Source organism: Actinoplanes sp. NPDC004185 (genome assembly GCF_053603475.1).
Genome location: NZ_JBSGFR010000003.1, coordinates 184,440 through 200,610, shown reverse-complemented (window position 1 = coordinate 200,610; position 16,171 = coordinate 184,440). Strand labels below are relative to the sequence as shown.

General features: G+C 70.5%; 16 protein-coding genes. 5 read left to right on the top strand and 11 right to left on the bottom strand.

What is annotated here, in order from left to right:
- Nucleotides 1–86 precede the first annotated feature (86 nt).
- Together ACWEOZ_RS04940 and ACWEOZ_RS04935 are read left to right on the top strand one after the other, a co-directional pair.
- Entirely contained in the window at nt 87–1,079 is a 993-nt protein-coding gene (locus tag ACWEOZ_RS04940) for an ATP-binding cassette domain-containing protein (protein WP_451909447.1), read from the top strand.
- Nucleotides 1,076–1,918 carry an ABC transporter permease gene (locus ACWEOZ_RS04935; protein WP_451909446.1) on the top strand — a complete coding sequence of 281 codons (843 nt, stop codon included), beginning with the start codon at nt 1,076–1,078 and terminating at the stop codon, nt 1,916–1,918. Before ACWEOZ_RS04940 ends, ACWEOZ_RS04935 begins: the two co-directional genes overlap by 4 nt.
- A 57-nt stretch (nt 1,919–1,975) precedes the next feature.
- On the opposite strand, the gene ACWEOZ_RS04930 is transcribed toward ACWEOZ_RS04935, so the two are convergent.
- From ACWEOZ_RS04930 to ACWEOZ_RS04885, 10 genes are all read right to left on the bottom strand, one after another.
- Complete coding sequence (locus ACWEOZ_RS04930) at nt 1,976–2,743, bottom strand: SRPBCC family protein (RefSeq protein ID WP_451909445.1); 768 nt, start codon at nt 2,741–2,743, stop codon at nt 1,976–1,978.
- A complete protein-coding gene (locus ACWEOZ_RS04925) occupies nt 2,736–3,191 on the bottom strand; it encodes a PPOX class F420-dependent oxidoreductase (RefSeq protein WP_451909444.1) in 456 nt (151 codons plus the stop codon). Before ACWEOZ_RS04925 ends, ACWEOZ_RS04930 begins: the two co-directional genes overlap by 8 nt.
- A complete protein-coding gene (locus ACWEOZ_RS04920) occupies nt 3,188–4,216 on the bottom strand; it encodes an aldo/keto reductase family protein (protein ID WP_451909443.1) in 1,029 nt (342 codons plus the stop codon). Before ACWEOZ_RS04920 ends, ACWEOZ_RS04925 begins: the two co-directional genes overlap by 4 nt.
- The gene (locus ACWEOZ_RS04915) at nt 4,213–5,277 is read right to left on the bottom strand and encodes a methyltransferase family protein (RefSeq protein ID WP_451909442.1); all 1,065 of its coding nucleotides are present in this window, start codon (nt 5,275–5,277) and stop codon (nt 4,213–4,215) included. The genes ACWEOZ_RS04920 and ACWEOZ_RS04915 overlap by 4 nt, the downstream gene beginning before the upstream one ends.
- The gene (locus ACWEOZ_RS04910; protein WP_451909441.1) at nt 5,264–6,295 is read right to left on the bottom strand and encodes a methyltransferase; all 1,032 of its coding nucleotides are present in this window, start codon (nt 6,293–6,295) and stop codon (nt 5,264–5,266) included. Before ACWEOZ_RS04910 ends, ACWEOZ_RS04915 begins: the two co-directional genes overlap by 14 nt.
- A 13-nt stretch (nt 6,296–6,308) precedes the next feature.
- The gene (locus tag ACWEOZ_RS04905; protein WP_451909440.1) at nt 6,309–7,361 is read right to left on the bottom strand and encodes an acyltransferase domain-containing protein; all 1,053 of its coding nucleotides are present in this window, start codon (nt 7,359–7,361) and stop codon (nt 6,309–6,311) included.
- On the bottom strand, nt 7,358–8,341 hold the full coding sequence (locus ACWEOZ_RS04900; RefSeq protein ID WP_451909439.1) for a methyltransferase: 984 nt from the start codon (nt 8,339–8,341) through the stop codon (nt 7,358–7,360). The genes ACWEOZ_RS04905 and ACWEOZ_RS04900 overlap by 4 nt, the downstream gene beginning before the upstream one ends.
- Before the next feature lie 62 nt (nt 8,342–8,403).
- The gene (locus ACWEOZ_RS04895; protein WP_451909438.1) at nt 8,404–10,287 is read right to left on the bottom strand and encodes an AMP-binding protein; all 1,884 of its coding nucleotides are present in this window, start codon (nt 10,285–10,287) and stop codon (nt 8,404–8,406) included.
- A complete protein-coding gene (locus ACWEOZ_RS04890; RefSeq protein ID WP_451909437.1) occupies nt 10,284–10,727 on the bottom strand; it encodes a nuclear transport factor 2 family protein in 444 nt (147 codons plus the stop codon). Before ACWEOZ_RS04890 ends, ACWEOZ_RS04895 begins: the two co-directional genes overlap by 4 nt.
- Before the next feature lie 104 nt (nt 10,728–10,831).
- The gene (locus ACWEOZ_RS04885) at nt 10,832–11,617 is read right to left on the bottom strand and encodes an AfsR/SARP family transcriptional regulator (RefSeq protein ID WP_451909436.1); all 786 of its coding nucleotides are present in this window, start codon (nt 11,615–11,617) and stop codon (nt 10,832–10,834) included.
- A 587-nt stretch (nt 11,618–12,204) separates the two neighbouring features.
- Here ACWEOZ_RS04885 and ACWEOZ_RS04880 point away from each other — a divergent pair.
- The 3 genes from ACWEOZ_RS04880 to ACWEOZ_RS04870 are packed head-to-tail and all read left to right on the top strand — an operon-like array spanning nt 12,205 to nt 14,929.
- The gene (locus ACWEOZ_RS04880; protein ID WP_451909435.1) at nt 12,205–13,284 is read left to right on the top strand and encodes a sensor histidine kinase; all 1,080 of its coding nucleotides are present in this window, start codon (nt 12,205–12,207) and stop codon (nt 13,282–13,284) included.
- 2 nt (nt 13,285–13,286) lie between these two features.
- The gene (locus ACWEOZ_RS04875) at nt 13,287–13,970 is read left to right on the top strand and encodes a response regulator (RefSeq protein ID WP_451909434.1); all 684 of its coding nucleotides are present in this window, start codon (nt 13,287–13,289) and stop codon (nt 13,968–13,970) included.
- The gene (locus tag ACWEOZ_RS04870; RefSeq protein ID WP_451909433.1) at nt 13,967–14,929 is read left to right on the top strand and encodes a UbiA family prenyltransferase; all 963 of its coding nucleotides are present in this window, start codon (nt 13,967–13,969) and stop codon (nt 14,927–14,929) included. Before ACWEOZ_RS04875 ends, ACWEOZ_RS04870 begins: the two co-directional genes overlap by 4 nt.
- On the opposite strand, the gene ACWEOZ_RS04865 is transcribed toward ACWEOZ_RS04870, so the two are convergent.
- Nucleotides 14,930–16,165: an FAD-dependent monooxygenase gene (locus ACWEOZ_RS04865; protein ID WP_451909432.1), complete on the bottom strand. Its 1,236-nt coding sequence runs from the start codon at nt 16,163–16,165 to the stop codon at nt 14,930–14,932.
- Nucleotides 16,166–16,171: the final 6 nt, after the last annotated feature.

Here is a 16,171-nt window from a genome sequence, read left to right as displayed (position 1 = left end):
TGCTAGACGGAACTGGTCGGTCTAGTCTAGGGCGAGACTAGACGGACTAGTTCCGGTGCGAACGGCCGGCGGCAGAAGGAGCAACGATGGATCTCCGAGCCGACGATCCGATGATCGTCGCCGAGGGACTGCACAAGTGGTACGGGGAGACCCATGCCCTCAGCGGCCTGGATCTGACCATCCCCGCCGGCTCCGTGTACGGGCTGCTCGGCCCGAACGGCGCCGGCAAGACCACTCTCGTGCGCATCCTCACGACACTGGCGAAGCCCGACCGCGGTCACGCCCGGGTCGCGGGTCTCGACGTGGCCACCGAAGCCGCCCAGGTGCGCTACAAGATCGGCCTGGCCGGCCAGTACGCGGCGCTCGACGAGCGCCTGACCGGCCGGGACAACCTGCGGATGTTCGGCCGGCTCTACCACCTGAGCGCCAAGGCGGCCCGGGCGCGCGCCGACGACCTGCTCGAACGCTACGAACTCCAGCACGCCGCCAATCGTCTGGTGGCGACGTACTCCGGTGGTATGCGCCGCCGGCTGGACCTGATCACCAGCCTCATCGTGGTCCCTCCGGTGCTCTTCCTCGACGAGCCCACCACCGGCCTCGACCCGCGCAGCCGGGCCGACATCTGGCAGGCGGTGCGGGAGGTGGCCGGTCTGGGGGCGACCGTCCTGCTCACCACGCAGTACCTGGAGGAGGCGGATCGGCTGGCCGCCCGCATCGCCGTGGTGGACACCGGAAGGGTGATCGCCTCCGGGACACCCACCGAGCTCAAGGCGCTGATCGGCAACCGGCTCGACGTCGTCGTCACCGACCCGGCCGCGCTGAGCCGGACGGCGAGTCTGCTGTCCGCCATGATCGGCACCGAGGCGGCCATCGACGAGGCCGCTCGCAAGGTCACCCTGCCGATCGGCTCGGGAACGCTGACGCTGACGGAGATCGTGCGCGCGCTGGACCAGGCCGACGTGGAGGCCGAGGACGTCTCGCTCGGCCGCCCGAGCCTGGATGACGTCTTCCTGCGCCTCACCGACCGTTCCGCCCAGGCCGGTCCGGCCGACGCCCGTGACATGGAGGTAGTCCCATGACCATGACCATGACCGTGACGCCACCGGCGCCGCCGACCACCCGGCTGGGCAAGGCCCGCTGGGCCCTGGCGGACGGCTTCACGGTGGTCGGCCGGCACCTCATGCGGCTGTGGCGTACGCCGAGCGAGCTCATCGGTGAGCTGATCTTCCCGGCGGCGATGGTGCTGCTGTTCGGGTACGTCTTCGGCAGCGCCATCTCCGTGCCCGGCAGCGACTACCGCGAGTTCCTCATGCCGGGCCTGTACGTGATGACCACCCTGGCGGGCGTCATGACCACGTCCGTGGCCGTCGCCGGGGACGCCGCCAAGGGGGTCACCGACAGGTTCCGGTCGATGCCGATGGCGCGCCTCGCCGTGCCGTTCGGCCAGACCGGCGCGGACATCTTCACCGGCCTGATCACGATGAGCATGATGGTCCTGTGCGGGCTCGCCGTCGGCTGGCGGTCGCACCTGGGCCTCACACGCACCCTGGCCGCCTTCGGGCTGCTGGTGTTCCTGCGCTACGCGATCAGCTGGGGCGGTGTCCTGCTCGGCCTGTCGGTGCGCGAGGAGACGGCCGACAAGCTGGTGCCGCTGATGTTCCCCATCACGATGATCTCGAACGCGTTCGTGCCCACCGAGCGGATGACACCGTGGCTGCGGGCGGTCGCCGAGTGGAACCCGGTCAGCGCCGCCGTGACCGCCTCCCGGCATCTGTTCGGCAACGCGCAGGATCCGGTGCACGGCGAGCTCTCCTGGCCGATCGCGCACCCCATCACCGCCACGCTGTTGTGGTCGGTGCTCCTGCTGATCGTCTTCGTCCCGCTCGCGGTACGCCGGTACGGCACCATCAAGCGTTGACGCGAACGCGACGGCCCGGTGCCGGAAGTCGGCACCGGGCCGTGCGGCCGTACGGTGTCAGTCCTCGAGCTCGGCCAGCGCGGAGGTGAGCTCCGACGCCAGGCGGACGGCGGAATACGGCTCGGCGCCAGGTGCGGTTGTCACCGTCTGCCGGGCCGTGACCCGCACGCCGTCAGCGGTCTCGGAGATGACGAAGTCCCCGGTCAGCGAATGGACGCCGGGCATGGTGCCCAGCCGCTTGAAGACCACCTTGCGGGGCGGCACCAGGGCGCGCGCCCATGCGCCGGCATCGTTCGTCTCGCCCGCGAGGACCCGGCGGTAGACGTCATCCCGGCTGCCGCGCACCAGGGCCGTCCGGGTGTCGGTGACGGTCCGTTCACGCAGCTCGCCGAGACTCTGGCCCAGCCGGCTCAGATCCGCGAGCTGATGCGGGATCTTCCGGTCGAGGCCCTCGGCCATGCGCTTGGCGTCGGCCGGATCGCCGGAGACCAGCTCGAAGGAATGGCTCACCCGCATCAGGGTCGCGTCGCCCTGCGGCAGAAAGGTCCAGTCGCCCCGCATCCGGCTCAATGGCGGCCTGGGCTCATGGTGTTCGAAGACGATACGCAGCGGGCCGTCGCCGCGCTGCCGCCAGAACTGCCAGCTGCGTACCTTGCCGTCGTCGATCACCCAGCGCTCGACCAGGTCACGTTCCCCGTCGGTGTCGAGGATCTCGGCGTGCAGGTGGGTGGGGAAGTACCGCGGCGCGGACTCGACATCACCCACCAGATCGAAGAGGACCCGGGCACCCACCGGTGCGGTGATCTCGTGGATCAGTTCAGCCATCATTCTCGTCCTTTCCGTGTGCGGTCGCGCCGACGTGCGCCGTCACGTCGCGCGCGTGGAAACCGGCCGACCAGTGGTCCTCGATGCCCCACGAGATGATCCGGAGCGGAGACACCCTGATCAGCTCGTCCCCGGGGAAGTGCAGCCGCCGACCACCTCCGCACACCGACGCGCGCCCGCGGATCTCGATGCCGCGGGCCTCCCACGGATCGGTCGACACGACGTCGTCCACCACGAACGACACCCGCTCGTTGACCAGGACGTCCCGGTACTTGCGGCTGGCGGGCAGGTTCATGCCACCGATGTCGATGGTGTCCAGCTCGGCGTTGTAGTGCACCCCGACCGGTACGTTGTGCGGTTGCCCGTGCGCCCCGACCGTCGCCAGCCGCCCGATCGGCTGGGTCGTGAGGTAGGCGATCTCCCGTACGGTGAAGGCGGTGGCCGTCACGGCCGAGGCCCCGCGCCGAGCCGCTGGGCCGGACCGAGCGGATCGGCGGTCAGTGCCGGGTCGTCGCGCACCACCGGGGCCACCACCTCGTCGACCCGCTTCCGCAGTTCCGGATCGAGGGTGATGTCGACGGCGGCCAGGTTCTCGGCGAGCTGCGCGGGCCGGGACGCACCCAGTACCGCGGCGCCGACGGACGGATTGTCGAGAACCCAGGCCAGTGCGAGCTGGGCCAGGGTCAGCCCCGCCTCCTCGGCCAGCGGCAGCAGCCCGGCGACAGCGGTGAGCACCGCGTCATCGAGGTAGAGCCACCGGCCGATGGACCGGGCACCGGATCCGGTCGCCGCCCGGCTGTCCGGCGGCACCGGGACGCCGGGCCGGTACTTGCCGGTCAGCACCCCACCGGCCAGCGGCGACCAGACGATCTGACCGATGCCCAGGTCGTCACACGCCGGGACGACCTCCGCCTCGATGACGCGCCAGAGCAACGAGTACTGCGGCTGATTGGCGATCAGCGGCAGGCGCAGCTCGGCGGCCAGGGCGGCGGCCTGCCGGATCTGCGGGGCCGACCACTCCGACACTCCCAGGTAGCGGATCTTCCCCGCCCGGATGAGGTCGGCGAAGGAGGTCATGGTCTCTTCGAGCGGGGTGGCCTCGTCCCAGCGGTGTGCCTGGTACAGGTCGACGTAGTCGGTGCCGAGGCGGCGCAGCGACCCGTCGATGGAGTCCATGATGTGTTTGCGGGACAGGCGCCCGGCGTTCGGATCCGGCCGTTTCGACCGGCCCACCTTGGTGCAGATCACCACCTCGTCGCGGCGGTGCGCGGCCAGGAAACCTCCGAGCAGTTCCTCGGCGTGCCCGTCCGCGTACAGGTCGGCGGTGTCGAAGGTGGTGATCCCGTGATCGAGGGCGAGCTCCACACACGCCCGGGCGCTGTCGTCATCGACCTGTTCGCCGTGGGTGAGTGCGTTGCCGAAAGCCACTCGGCTGACCATGAGCCCGCTTCTGCCGACGGCAGCGTATTTCACTGGTCGTCTCCTTTGCGATGGTGAGCGGAGATGAGGACGTGCAGGGGTAGTGCGCCGACGGGGTGCACTTCAGGGGGCCCGAATCCGGCCGCGGTGAGCATCTCCCGGTACGTGTGCACCGCGTGGGTCTCGCCGCCCGCGGTCCACGCGAGCATCAGCAGGGACAACATGTGCGCGCCGTGCTCCTCGGCCGGTTGCCGGTCGCCCACGGTGAACCCGACGACGGCCAGGCGACCCTCCGGCCGCAGGAGGGGTGCCAGCCGGCGCAGCAGCTCGACGCCACGAGCCGCGGAGAACAACGGGAGCAGGTTTGCCAGCAGCACGATGTCGTACGGCCCGTGCCGGGCGAGGTCGCCGGCGGGCGTGGTGAAGGCGTCACCGGCGAGGTAGTGGACCCGGCCGGCGACGCCCAGCCGGTCGGCGTTCGCGCGGGCGTGAGCCAGCACCGGCGGGCTGTCGAGCAGACAGACCTCGGCACCCGGCAGGGTCTGCGCCAGCAGCAGGCTGGGCAGCGCGTGTCCGCAACCGACGTCGAGGATCCGCAGGTCGGTCCGCGCACCCGCCCACGGCTTGACGGCGGCGATGAACGTCTGCGCCGCCGCCCGGGCCACGAACGTGGTCTCCTGGGCGAAGTCGGTCCAGTAGGGGAACGCCGGTACGTCCGCGCCGTCCGCAAGCAGCGTGCCGTCGTGCCGCACGATGCTCGCCAGGTCGCGCATGGTGTCCCATTCCAGGTCGCCGGCGAGCAGCCGGACCGCGCCGCCACGGTACTGGTCGCTGGTGCTGACCAGGAGGCGTTCCGCGCCGGCCGGGAGCACGAACTTCACTCCGTCGGAGTCCAGCAGACCCGTGGCGGCCAGCGCACCGAGCAGGATCCTGGTGGCGCGCTGCGGGGTTCCGAGTTCCGTCGCCAGCTGCTCGGCACTGCGTGGTCCGCCGGCCAGCGCGTCGAAGAGCTTGAGCTCGATCGCCGCCTTCAGCAGGCTGGTGCGCTTGTACGCCTGAAGCGTCTCCAGCAGTTCCTGGGCGGTGATCCCGCTGCCTGCCTCAGCCATCGTCATCGCCGCCCTCCCGCCGGGCGACCAGAACGGTGTCGTTGCCGTGCGGCAGCTTGGTGACCTGCGTCGTCCGCAGGCCCGCCTTCTCCGCCCAGGCCCGGCAGTCCGCCGCGGTGTACTCGGATCCGCCCGGGGTCATCAGGGCGACGTTGAGGCTGCCGAGCAGGCTCGCGAGGTCGGGCACCTCGTCGTCGAGCATCTGGTCGTAGACGACCACCGCGCCGCCGGGCCGCAACGCGTCGTAGGCGCGGCGCAGCAGCTCCTGCCGTTCCTCGACGGCCCAGTCGTGCAGGACATGGCCGAAGATCAGCACGTCGGTCGCCGGCAATGGATCGGCGAAGAAATCACCGGCGTGGAACGTGACCGTGCCGGTGGTGCCGAGCTCCGCCATCAGCTCGTCGAAGAGTGGCTCGACCTGCGGCAGCTCGAAGACCCCGGCCCGCAGATGCGGGTGGGCCCCGGCCAGCTGCGCCGCCACGTTGCCCCGGGCTCCGCCCACGTCGATGAAGCTCGTGTACCCGGACCAGTCCACGTACTCGGCGAGTTGCGGAGCGACCAGTGCGTTGTTCGCGTCCATGTGGGCCAGGAACCCGCGCGCCCGGTCCCGGTCGGCGTACAAGCGCGCGAAGACCCCGTCTGGTTTGCCGAGCCCGCCGTCGCGGAGCGCCTGGGTGAGGCCGCCCCAGGCCGCGTAGTGCCGGGCACTGTTCGTCCGCACCCGGTCGCCGAGGTACAACGCGCCGCCGGGCACGAGGAACTCGCTCGCGGCGGCCGAGTTGCCGTACCGCTCGCCGTCGCGTTCCAGCAGTCCCGACGCCACCAGCGCGTTGAGGAAATCGGTGCTCATCCGGTCGTGCAGCCCCAGCCGTCCGCGGATCTCCACCAGGTCCGCCGGGGCCTGCTCGAGCAGCTCGAAAACACCCAGTTCGACCGCGCTGTGCAACACCTTCGCCCGCGCGTAGGCGGTGCTCAGCCGCCTGATCGTGGCGGCGTCGGATACCTTGTCGTCGGCTACGTCCATCTCGCCTTCCCCTCTACTGGTCCGGTCTGCGGCATGCTCCGCCGGTCGGCTCGAGACGCGTCGGAAGAACACCGGTGCCCGGCGGCCCGGTCGCCGGCCCGGGACCGGTCAGCCGGTCGAGGGCGGCCCGCCAAGTGCTCCGGTCGTCGCCCGCGCGGGCCGGCAGTGACGGCACGACCTCGCTCAGGCCCCGGCGTACGGCGGGGTGGCGCCGCGCGAGGGTGGACAGGGTCTGGCCGGGACCAGCCTCCACGACGGTGAACTCGCCGTCGCGCAGGAGGCGGTCCAGGGCCGGCCAGAAGAGCACCGGATGATCCAGCTGCCGGCCCCAGAACGACGGGTCGGTGGCCTCGCGTGGGCTCACCGGCATCGCCGTCCTGGTCGAGAGGATCGGCGTGGCCGGCGGCTTGAGTCGCACGCCGGCGAAACCAGCGGTGAAGAGTTCGGCCGCCGGCGTGACCGCGGGGCAGTGGTAGGGCTGCAACGCCGGCACCGGGCGGTGCGCGATGCCGGCGCCGCGCAGGGCGTCCACGGTACGCGCCAGCGCCGGGGCCGGGCCGGCCAGCACGGTGTTGCGGGGCGCGTTCACTGCGGCGACCGCGACGTCACCGCCCACATAGGGCGCCAGTTCCTCCGGGGTGGCGCCCACGGCGATCATCCCGCCGGGTGGCGCTTCGGCCAGGGCGCGGGTGCGGGCCGTCATGATCTGGGCCGCATCGGCCAGGTCGAAGACGCCGGCCAGAGCCGCCGCCGCGAGCTCGCCGACGCTGTGCCCCAGCAGCACCACAGGTTGAGCGCCGTGGGCGGTCAGGGCCCGGCCCAGGGCGTATCCGAGCGCGAACAAAAGCGGCTGCGCGCGGGATGCGTCATCGATCGGAACCCGCGGTGAGCCGGCCAGCCAGTCGTCGCGCAGCAGCCCGCCCTCGGTCCCCAGGTGATCGAAGAACTCGTCCACGGCCGCGGTGAACGTCCGATCGGCGTGGTACAGGCCGACGCCCATGCCGCGGTGCTGCGCGCCCTGACCGGGCAGCAGCACCGCGACAGGGCGCCGTCGGCTGAGGTTCACACCGTGCTCTCGATGAGATGCAGGTAGGAGTTGACCGGACGGACGTCGCGGACCGTGAGGCCGGCCCGTTCGACCAGTCCCACCAGCCCGTCCCTCGTGTGTTTGCGCCCGCCCACGTTGAGCATGAGGAGCAGGTCCATCGCGGTCGTGAACGGCAGCTCAGGGCTGGCGTCCACCAGGTTCTCCACGATCAGGACCCGAGCGCCGGGCGCCGCGGCCGCGACCACGTTGCGCAAGGTGCTGAGCGTGCTCTCGTCGTCCCATTCGAGGATGTTCTTGAGCAGGTACACGTCCGCCCGGACCCCGATGTCCACGCGGCAGTCGCCGGGCAGCAGCCGGGCCCGGCCGGCCAGCGAGCCACCCTCGCGCAGGCGGCTGTCGGCGTCGGCGACCACCTCCGGAAGGTCGAACAGGACCCCCCGCAACGCTGGATGACGTTCCAGCAGCGTGGCCAGGACGAGCCCCTGGCCACCGGCGATGTCGATCACCGTGGCGGCGCCGCCGAGATCGATCTCGTTGGCGAGCGACCCGGCCGAGAGCCGGCTCGACTGGGTCATCGCCCGGTCGAAGACCTCGGCGGACTCGGGCGCTTCGGCGTGCAGGTACGCGAAGAAGTCCTTCCCGTGCGTCTCGGCGAAGACGTTGCGCCCGGTCCGCACGGCCTCGTCAAGCTTCGGCCAGAGCTCCCAGGTCCACGGCTCGGTACTCCACAGCACGTTGTATTTGATGGTTCGCGGGGCGTCCGTCCGGAGCAGCCGGGAGGTCGCGGTGTGCCCGTAGCGTCCGTGCTCGTCCACGGTGAAGACGCCGTTCGCGGCGAGCGCGCGGAGCAGCCGCTCGAGGGCGTCCTGGTCGACCCGCAGGGTGCCGGCAAGCCGGCCGACGTCGACGGGGACGTCGCCGATCGCGTCGGCGATGTCAAGTTTGGCGGCAGCACGCACGGCCGCGGCGAAGGCGGCGCTGAGCATGATTCTCCTCATGCTCACCACAGCCTCGGGTACGGACAGATCGGCGATTGTCATTGGCACAGCCCTCGATTCGCCTACTTGGCGTGCTCGGACACCAGCGTGAACGGGCCGGGTTCGGCGTTGGCGATCTTCATGACCTGCTTGACCGGTCCCTGGAAGCCCTCGCCGCCGATGGCCTTGCGCTGCGCGTCCGCGTCGTCCCATTCGGCCGTCTCGACGTAGACCTTCGGGTCCACGCCGGAGCGGTAGAGCCGGTGGGACCGGAAGCCGGGCTGCTCGACCATGTAGTTGGTGATCGTGCCCAGCAGGCTCTCGAACTCCTCGGTGTCGCCGTTGACGGTGAAGCGGTTGATGAAGGTGTGCACGGTGGTCTCCTGTCGCTCGGATCTCTCGGATGGATGGCCGGCATGTCGGGCGACGGCCTGCTCCCGCAAGTGGCGGCGCTGCACCTTGCCGTTCGGCAGGCGGGGAATTCGCTCGACGACGTCGATGACGTGCAGGTGCTCGTAATAGGGCAGTTGATCCGCGAGGTACCGGTCGATCGCGGCCACATCCGCGTCCGCCCGCGCCGGCACCACCAGGGCGGCTGCGACGGCGCCGCGGATCTCGTCGGGGTAGTCGAAGACCACGCAGTCCTCGACGTCGGGATGGCGCAGCAGCACCCGTTCGATCTGGGTCGGCGACACCAGCCAGTTGTCACACTTGAAGACGTCCTTGATCCGGTCGACCACGAAGAGGTAGCCGTCGTCGTCCTGGTAGCCCACGTCCCCGGTGGAGAACCAGCCCTGCTCGTCCACCCCTTCGAGCGGGTTCCGGCCCAGGTAGCCCTTCATCAGCTGCGGGCCGCGTACCTGGATCTCGCCCTTGGCGCCCGGGCCGAGCACCGCCCGCGTGTCCACGTGCACGATCCGGCATTCGGTTCCCGGGACGGGCGGTCCGGACGACCCGGCCTTCGGCCGGTCGAGGTCGTCGAAGTGCGTCGACGGTGACGTCTCCTGCAGTCCGTAGCCCTGCAGGACCGGGACCCCGAACTGCTCGGCGAGCGCCAGCCGCGTCGATTGCGGCAGGGTCGATCCGCCGGAGAGGAACAGCCGCAGCGCCGGCAGCCGCGCCGCGCCTCGGTCCCGGGAGCCGGCGATCCGGGACAGCCGCACCGGCAGGCTGTAGAAATGCGTGGCGTGGTGACGCCGGGCCGCCTGCAGGGCCGGGCCCACCGCCTCGTCCGGCCACAGCACGTGGGTGGCACCGGCCGCCAAGCCGACGGTCAGGTGCATCAGGTGGAAGGTCGGCAGGTTGTTGAACATCACCGACGTCGCGGACACCCGGTGGGTGAACGCGCTCTGCGCCGCGTTCACCGTGAGGTTCCGATGGGTCAGCAGAACAGCCTTGGGCGGACCGGTACTGCCGCTGGTGAACTGGATGCAGGCGATGTCGGCCGGGTCGGCGCCGACCGGCCCGGGGTCGCCGGTAACGGGCGGCGCCAGCAGGTCCGCCGGCGCGAGGACGTGCCGGAGGTCCGGCAGCCCGCCACGATCGAGGCGCAGGCGTACGGCCGGCGGCAGGATCGCGGCGACCGCCCGCGACGTGCGGAGCACGTGGCCGAGGCCTTCCTCGCGCAGCAGGGGATTGACCAGCACGGGGACGTTCCCGGAGCGCGAGACGGCGAAGAAGGCGACGGCGAACCACGGTGCCAGCTCGGCGGCGAGCGCCACCGGCGTGGCGGGCCCGGCCACTGCCTGCCGGATGGTGGACGCGCACCGGTCGGCCTGCGCGTCGAGCTCGGCGAACGTGAGGCGGTCCGTGGCCGTGCACAGGGCAAGTTGTTCCGGCGCCCGCTCAGCCGCCCGCCGCAGCAGATCGCCGACGTGCGGGCCACCGACCAGGTCACCGAGGACGGCCAGGGGAGCGCCGGCCACCACACCGGACGCGGCGGGCTCACGGTCGCGGCCCGTCGTCATGCGGCCGGGAGATCGTCGCGGCGTACCTGGCGGTGCCGGACCTTCAGTTCGTCGTCCACGCGCACCAGCGTGTCGTCACAGGTGCAGCTGAGCCGCAGCTCGGACGATCCGCCGCGGGTGGTCTCGACGACCAGCGCGTAGGTGTGCGCCAGCAGGGAACCGTCCGGCCGCTCACCGACCGACAACATCCCCAGCCAATGCCGGCGCTGCACCCCGCGCTCGGCCATCTGCCGGGCGGCAGCCGCGGCTCCCTCCTTGATGGCGGCGCGTCCCTGCTGTGGATGCGGGTGCGCGTTGGCCGTGAAGACGCCGTCCTCGGTGAACGTACCCGCCCACCGGTCGACCTCGCCCTCGTCGAGCAGCCGCATCTGCCGCGCGTAGAACTGCTGTACTTCCTGATACACCAGGGGGTCCGCCGAGACCTGCGGCGACGTCGTCATGCCGTGCCTCCTCCATGGAGTGTGCTGACAGGTCGTCACGCTGACAGGCCGCGCTCGCATCCGGCTCGAGATCGGCTGATCGGCCGGAATGAGCGCGCCGGTGTTCAGGCGGCGGCCATCGGGTGGGGCAGGTACAGCTGCCGGTTCTGCAGCAGGTCGTCCTGCATGCGCTGCAGCTCAGGGCCGGGCAGCAGTCCGAGCTCGTCGGCGAGCACCCGACGGGTACGGGCGTAGGCGGACAGAGCATCGTTGCGCCGCCCGATCTGCGCGAGGGCGAAGACCAGCAACCCGTGGTACCACTCGTTGTACGGATGCTGGACGGCCAGCCTCTGCAGCTCCGGGATCAGCTCGTGCAACCGGCCCAGTCGCAGGTCCGCCTCGATGCGGACGTTGAGGGCATGGATTCGTTCCTCCTCCATCGCGGCCACGTATCCGTCGAGCGCCGGCCCGTTCCGCACGTTGGCCAGCGGGGAACCGGTCCACATGGCCAGCGCGCGCCGCAGCGTCGCGGCGGCCTGGTCGAAGCGTCCGGCGGTGAACTGCTCCTGGCCCTCGGCCGTGAGGCGCCGGAACCGCCAGAGGTCGATGTTGTCCGGATCGACTCGCAACACGTACCCCGGTGCCTTGGTCAGCAGAACCTGCTTGCTGTTGTCCCGGCCGTCCTCATCGATCATCCGGCGCAACTGGTAGATGTACGTCTGCGCGGTGGTGGACGCCGACCGGGGCGGCTCGGCACCCCACAGTTCCTCGATGATCGACGACATGGGCACGACGTAGTTCGCCCGCACCACCAGCAGGGCCAGGGTGCTCAGCGTGCGTGGCGCGGTCGGCCCGCAGATCCGGTGTCCGTCGGTGACCTCGAGCGATCCCAGAATCTTGACTGTCAGCACTTCAATGCCTCCCCCGATTTGTTTCACCGCGGCGACAGTAGGCGGCCCGTCGCCTTCCGTGTTCGTTCCGGCACGAAGAGATCGCGTGGCGGTCAATGAGGGGCGGTTGTCATGGGTGGGGCGAGTCCGCCGCGTGCCTCCTTCGGGGTATTGAGATACCGGGGAGTAGGCCCGTCGCCGCCGATCCGGCCGCCGCGGCGGCACGCCGGCCCGGTGTGCGGGCCGCCACGGGCCGCACATGTTCCGGTTCTGTCATCGTCCTCCGGGCGAGGGAAACCCGTAGGTCAGCACCGACATGTCCCGGTTGGTGCCGTGGCCGCGTCCCGGCGGGTCGACCACAGTGGAGTGTCGGCGGCGCTGGGAGCCATCGATGGCTTGAGCAGGGCCGACGCCGCGAGTGCCGGGGCTGCGGACGGGGCCCGGCACTCGCCGGGAAATCGGCACGCCCGTGCAAAGCGCCCACTTACGGGCAAAGCCCGTCGTCTATTACCTGTGAAGTCGGAAACCCGCTTCGAAGACTGCTGGGTCTTGTTCTGAAGGGCCGCCCCGAGGACACTGGATCAGACGCACGGGGAGGGTGTCGACACATGTCCGAAAATGACATGCGGTTGCGCAGGCGGATCTCGAAATGCATCGAAGCACGAAGATCCGAAATCATCGAGACGTATCGGCGGCAGCTGGTCGACATCGATAGTGCTCTCGTCGCCGAGGAGAAAATTCTTGATCAGGTGTTGGGCCAGGCCCAGGCGGTAATCACCGATGTGGTCGGCAGCGTCTCGGAGAATCAGCCCTGGGTCAACAACACGGCGAAGGAGGTTGCCTCGCGAATAGGTTGGTCGCGCGCCGCCTACGGGGTGAGCCCGGCCGAATCGCTGCGTGCCGCCGGTGCCTTGTTCGAGATCGTCGCGGGGGCGATCGCGAGGGCGAGATCCGACGATCCGGCCGACGGGCGTGTTGTCCGCGACGCCATGGTGACCCTGAACCGCAGCATCATGGCCAGAATAGAGTGGGCGTCCGAGGGGTATCTCAGCTTCCTGCTCACCGAGGTGGGGGACGCCTCGCTCGCCGACCGCCGCCGGACGGCACGGGACCTGCACGACCGGGTCGGCAGCCAGGCCAGCCTGGCATTGCGGGCGCTGGATCTCGTGGCCTCGTACCAGCAGTCCGATCCGGTGGCCTCCGGCCGGCATCTGGAACAGGCGCGCACCGCCGTCATCCAGACGATCGACGCGGTGCGGGAAGTGGCGGGCGGGCTGCAGGACAACGTCCGCATCGAAAGCCTCAGCAAGGCCCTGACCGCCTTCACCAGCGCCATGTCCGATTCCGAGGTGATAGTCAGCACCGAGGTGAACGGAGACGAGAGCTGGGTGCCGGTAGCCATTCTGGAAGAGCTTTTCTATGTGCTTCAGGAAGCTCTGCGCAATTCCTTTCAGCATGCCCGTGCCGGTGCCGTGATATGCGTGGTGGACATCACGCCGTCCGGCGTCAGTGGTGTTGTCGTCGACGACGGCGCTGGATTCGACACCAGGTCGGCCGACCGCGCCGGCATCGGTCTCACCTCGATGCGCGAACGCGTGAAACTGATCGGCGGATATCTGACGATAACCAGCGGCCCGGGGAGCGGCACACGGGTGCGGGTCTCCATTCCCCTGAAAAGCCGGGAATAGCCATGGCGGTGGTGGAGACAGCCGAGGTGACGAAGATCCTGCTGATCGACGACCACGCGTTGTTCCGCGCCGGGGTGCGGCAGATCCTCGACCTGGCGGTCGACCTGCGCGTCGTGGGGGAGGCGGCCAACTGCAGCGAGGCGCTGGCCCTGGTGCGTGAGACGAAGCCGGACGTGGTCGTGCTCGACGTCGGAATTCCCGGTGACCGGGCGACCACCACCACACGACGGATCCTCGCGCAGGCCCCCGGAACCCGGATCGTGATCGTGTCCATGTTCGACGACGCGGGGACCGTCCGTGACCTGCTCGACGCGGGCGCGTCGGCCTATCTGCTCAAGAGCGTGACCCAGGAGGAGCTGATCTCCACCCTGCGCGGTGTCCGGATCGACGGCCGCCTGGTGCTCGCCATCTCCCGCCGCAGTTTCGACCAGGTCAGCGGCGCGCGGGCCCAGCCGCTGTCCAAGCGGGAGGTCGAGGTTCTGGAGCTCGTCGCGCAGGCGTTCAGCAACGTGCAGATCGCGCACCGCCTGAACATCGCCGAGGGCACCGTCAAGCGGCATCTCCGCACCATCTTCGGCAAGCTCGACGCGACGTCACGTCTCGACGCGGTCAACAAGGCGATGGCGACGGATCTCATCGCTCCGTATCGGCTCAGTCGTCAGCACCAAGAACCGTGGAGCCCATGAGGATCCCGGCGAGAACCCGGCTCCCGTCGCCGGCGGAGCGCCGATCGGTGGTCGGGGTTCCCCGGCCGGCCGGGGCCCGGTGCCCGTGGCGCGCCGCGGCCACCACGTTCGCCCTGTGCTGGCGCGAATCCCGTCCCGTGGTGCAGATCATCTTCGCTCTGCGGTTCCTCACCGGCTTCGTCCTGGCCGGCGCGGCCGGGGGAGCGGCCCCGCTGCGGAGCCTCGTGGCGCTGCCGTTGTGGACGAGCGCGACGATGGCGATCTACGTGGTGAACGGCTGCAGCGATGTCATCGAGGATCGCATCAACGGATCGCGGCGCCCGGTCGCCCGTGGGCTGCTGCCGGTCCGCCATGCGTTGATCACGGCCGGGGCGCTGGCGACGACGGCCGTTGTCGGCACCTGTCTGCTGTCTCCGACGCTGGCTCTGCTGTGCGTCGCGCTGCTGATCCTCGGCGTCGTCTACTCCGTGCCGCCGATCGCCGCGAAGCGATGGACCCCCGCAGCAGTGGTCGTCATCGCACTCGCCGGCTTCTGCACGTACCTCGGAGGCGGTGTCACGGCCGGCCGGCCCGGTCCGGCCGTCCCGGTCGCCATCCTGCTCACGACGTGGATGGCGGTGATCGGCGGGCTCGTCAAGGACCTGTCCGACGCACCGGGCGACACGGCGGCGGGCCGGCACACGGTCGTCGGCCGGCGCGGGGAGCGATCGGCGCGCCGGGTCGCGGCGGTCGCCGCGGCGGGCATCGGTGCGTCGGCGACGCTGGCCGCGGCGCTGGGCCCCCGCACGCTGCTGCCACCGGCTGTCGTCATCGCCGTGGGCTCCGTCGTGGTGTCGCTGCTGGCTCTCTCCGGTGACGCCGGGAGCTCGCGGTCCGCCCGCCGTCGGCCGTACCGCGGCTTCATGGTCGTGCAGTACCTCGCGCACGCGGCCGTGCTGGTGTTCGCCGTCCCGTGGTGATCACTCGAGGTGCGGCACGGCGCGCCGGGCGTCGGTCCCGATCCGGATGTCGTCGTTGCCGAAGGCGATCTCTCGGAACACCTTCCGGTACAACGGGGTGCGCGACACCACCCGCGCGACCCGGGGCCGGACGAAGGAGGCCACCCGGCCGGTCGACAGCATGGCCTTGCTCTGCATGACCTGGATGCGCATCATCCGATCGATGTCGCGGCCGCGCCGGGACGCGAACTCGGCGAGACGCGCCCGGCCGGCGTCGTTGTCGTGCCAGGACCCGATCAGGACCGGGTGCAGCGCCACGGCGTCCTGGATCGCCAGGTTGATTCCCTGGGCGCCGATCGGGCTCTGCGTGTGTGCGCTGTCACCGATGAGTACCAGCCCGTCGCGTACCCACTCCTCCGCCCTCGCGGCGAAGACATCAAGAAGGGTCAGGTCGCGCAAGCTCCTGATTCCCGCGGCGACGCGGTCGGCATACGGCGGCGCAGCCAGTTTGATCTGGTCCTTGACGTACTCGATGCCCCGGTCGGCGATGGCCCGGTAGGCCCGGTGCGGAAGCGTCCAGCCGAGCTGGATGGCGTCCGGTACGCACGCGTAGGTCAGCACCGGGTTCCCGCCGGCGCGGAAGATGCGCACCGACCGCGTCTGCTCGCCGTCGGCCGGCACCCGGAGCCAGAGCACGTCGTGCGCGAAGACGTCGAGGCGCCGATTGCGGATGCCGGCGAGCTGGCGGGTCTTGGAGTACCGGCCGTCGGCGGCCACGACGCAGTGGGCCCGAATCGCGAGACTGCCGCCGTCCCCGCGGACGACCGCGCCCGTGACGCGGTCGTCGTCGCGGATGAGGTCGACGATCTTCGTACCCGGTAGGTAACTGAACCCCGGGTACCGGCGGCACTGCGCCAGCAGCTCTTCCAGGACGTGCTGTTGCGGGATGCTGAGCAGGAAGTTGAAGGGGCCGGGCAGACCGCGGTAGTCGCCGTCGACGATCACCCGGTCGCGGTCGACGAGCTGGAAACGATCGTGCTCGTGGCTGCCCCGCTCGCGGGCCGGCCCCAGCACGCCGAGGTCGTCGAGCAGCCTCATCCCGCCCGGTTGCAGGATCTCACCCCGGTACGCCCGGACCAGCGAGCGGGACTTCTCGACCAGTGTGACCCGGCAACCGGACCTGAGCAGCAACAGGCTCAGCGTGCAGCCCGCCGGCCCGGCGCCCACGATGCAGAAGTCCGTCTCCGTGTCCGTCATGCCTCG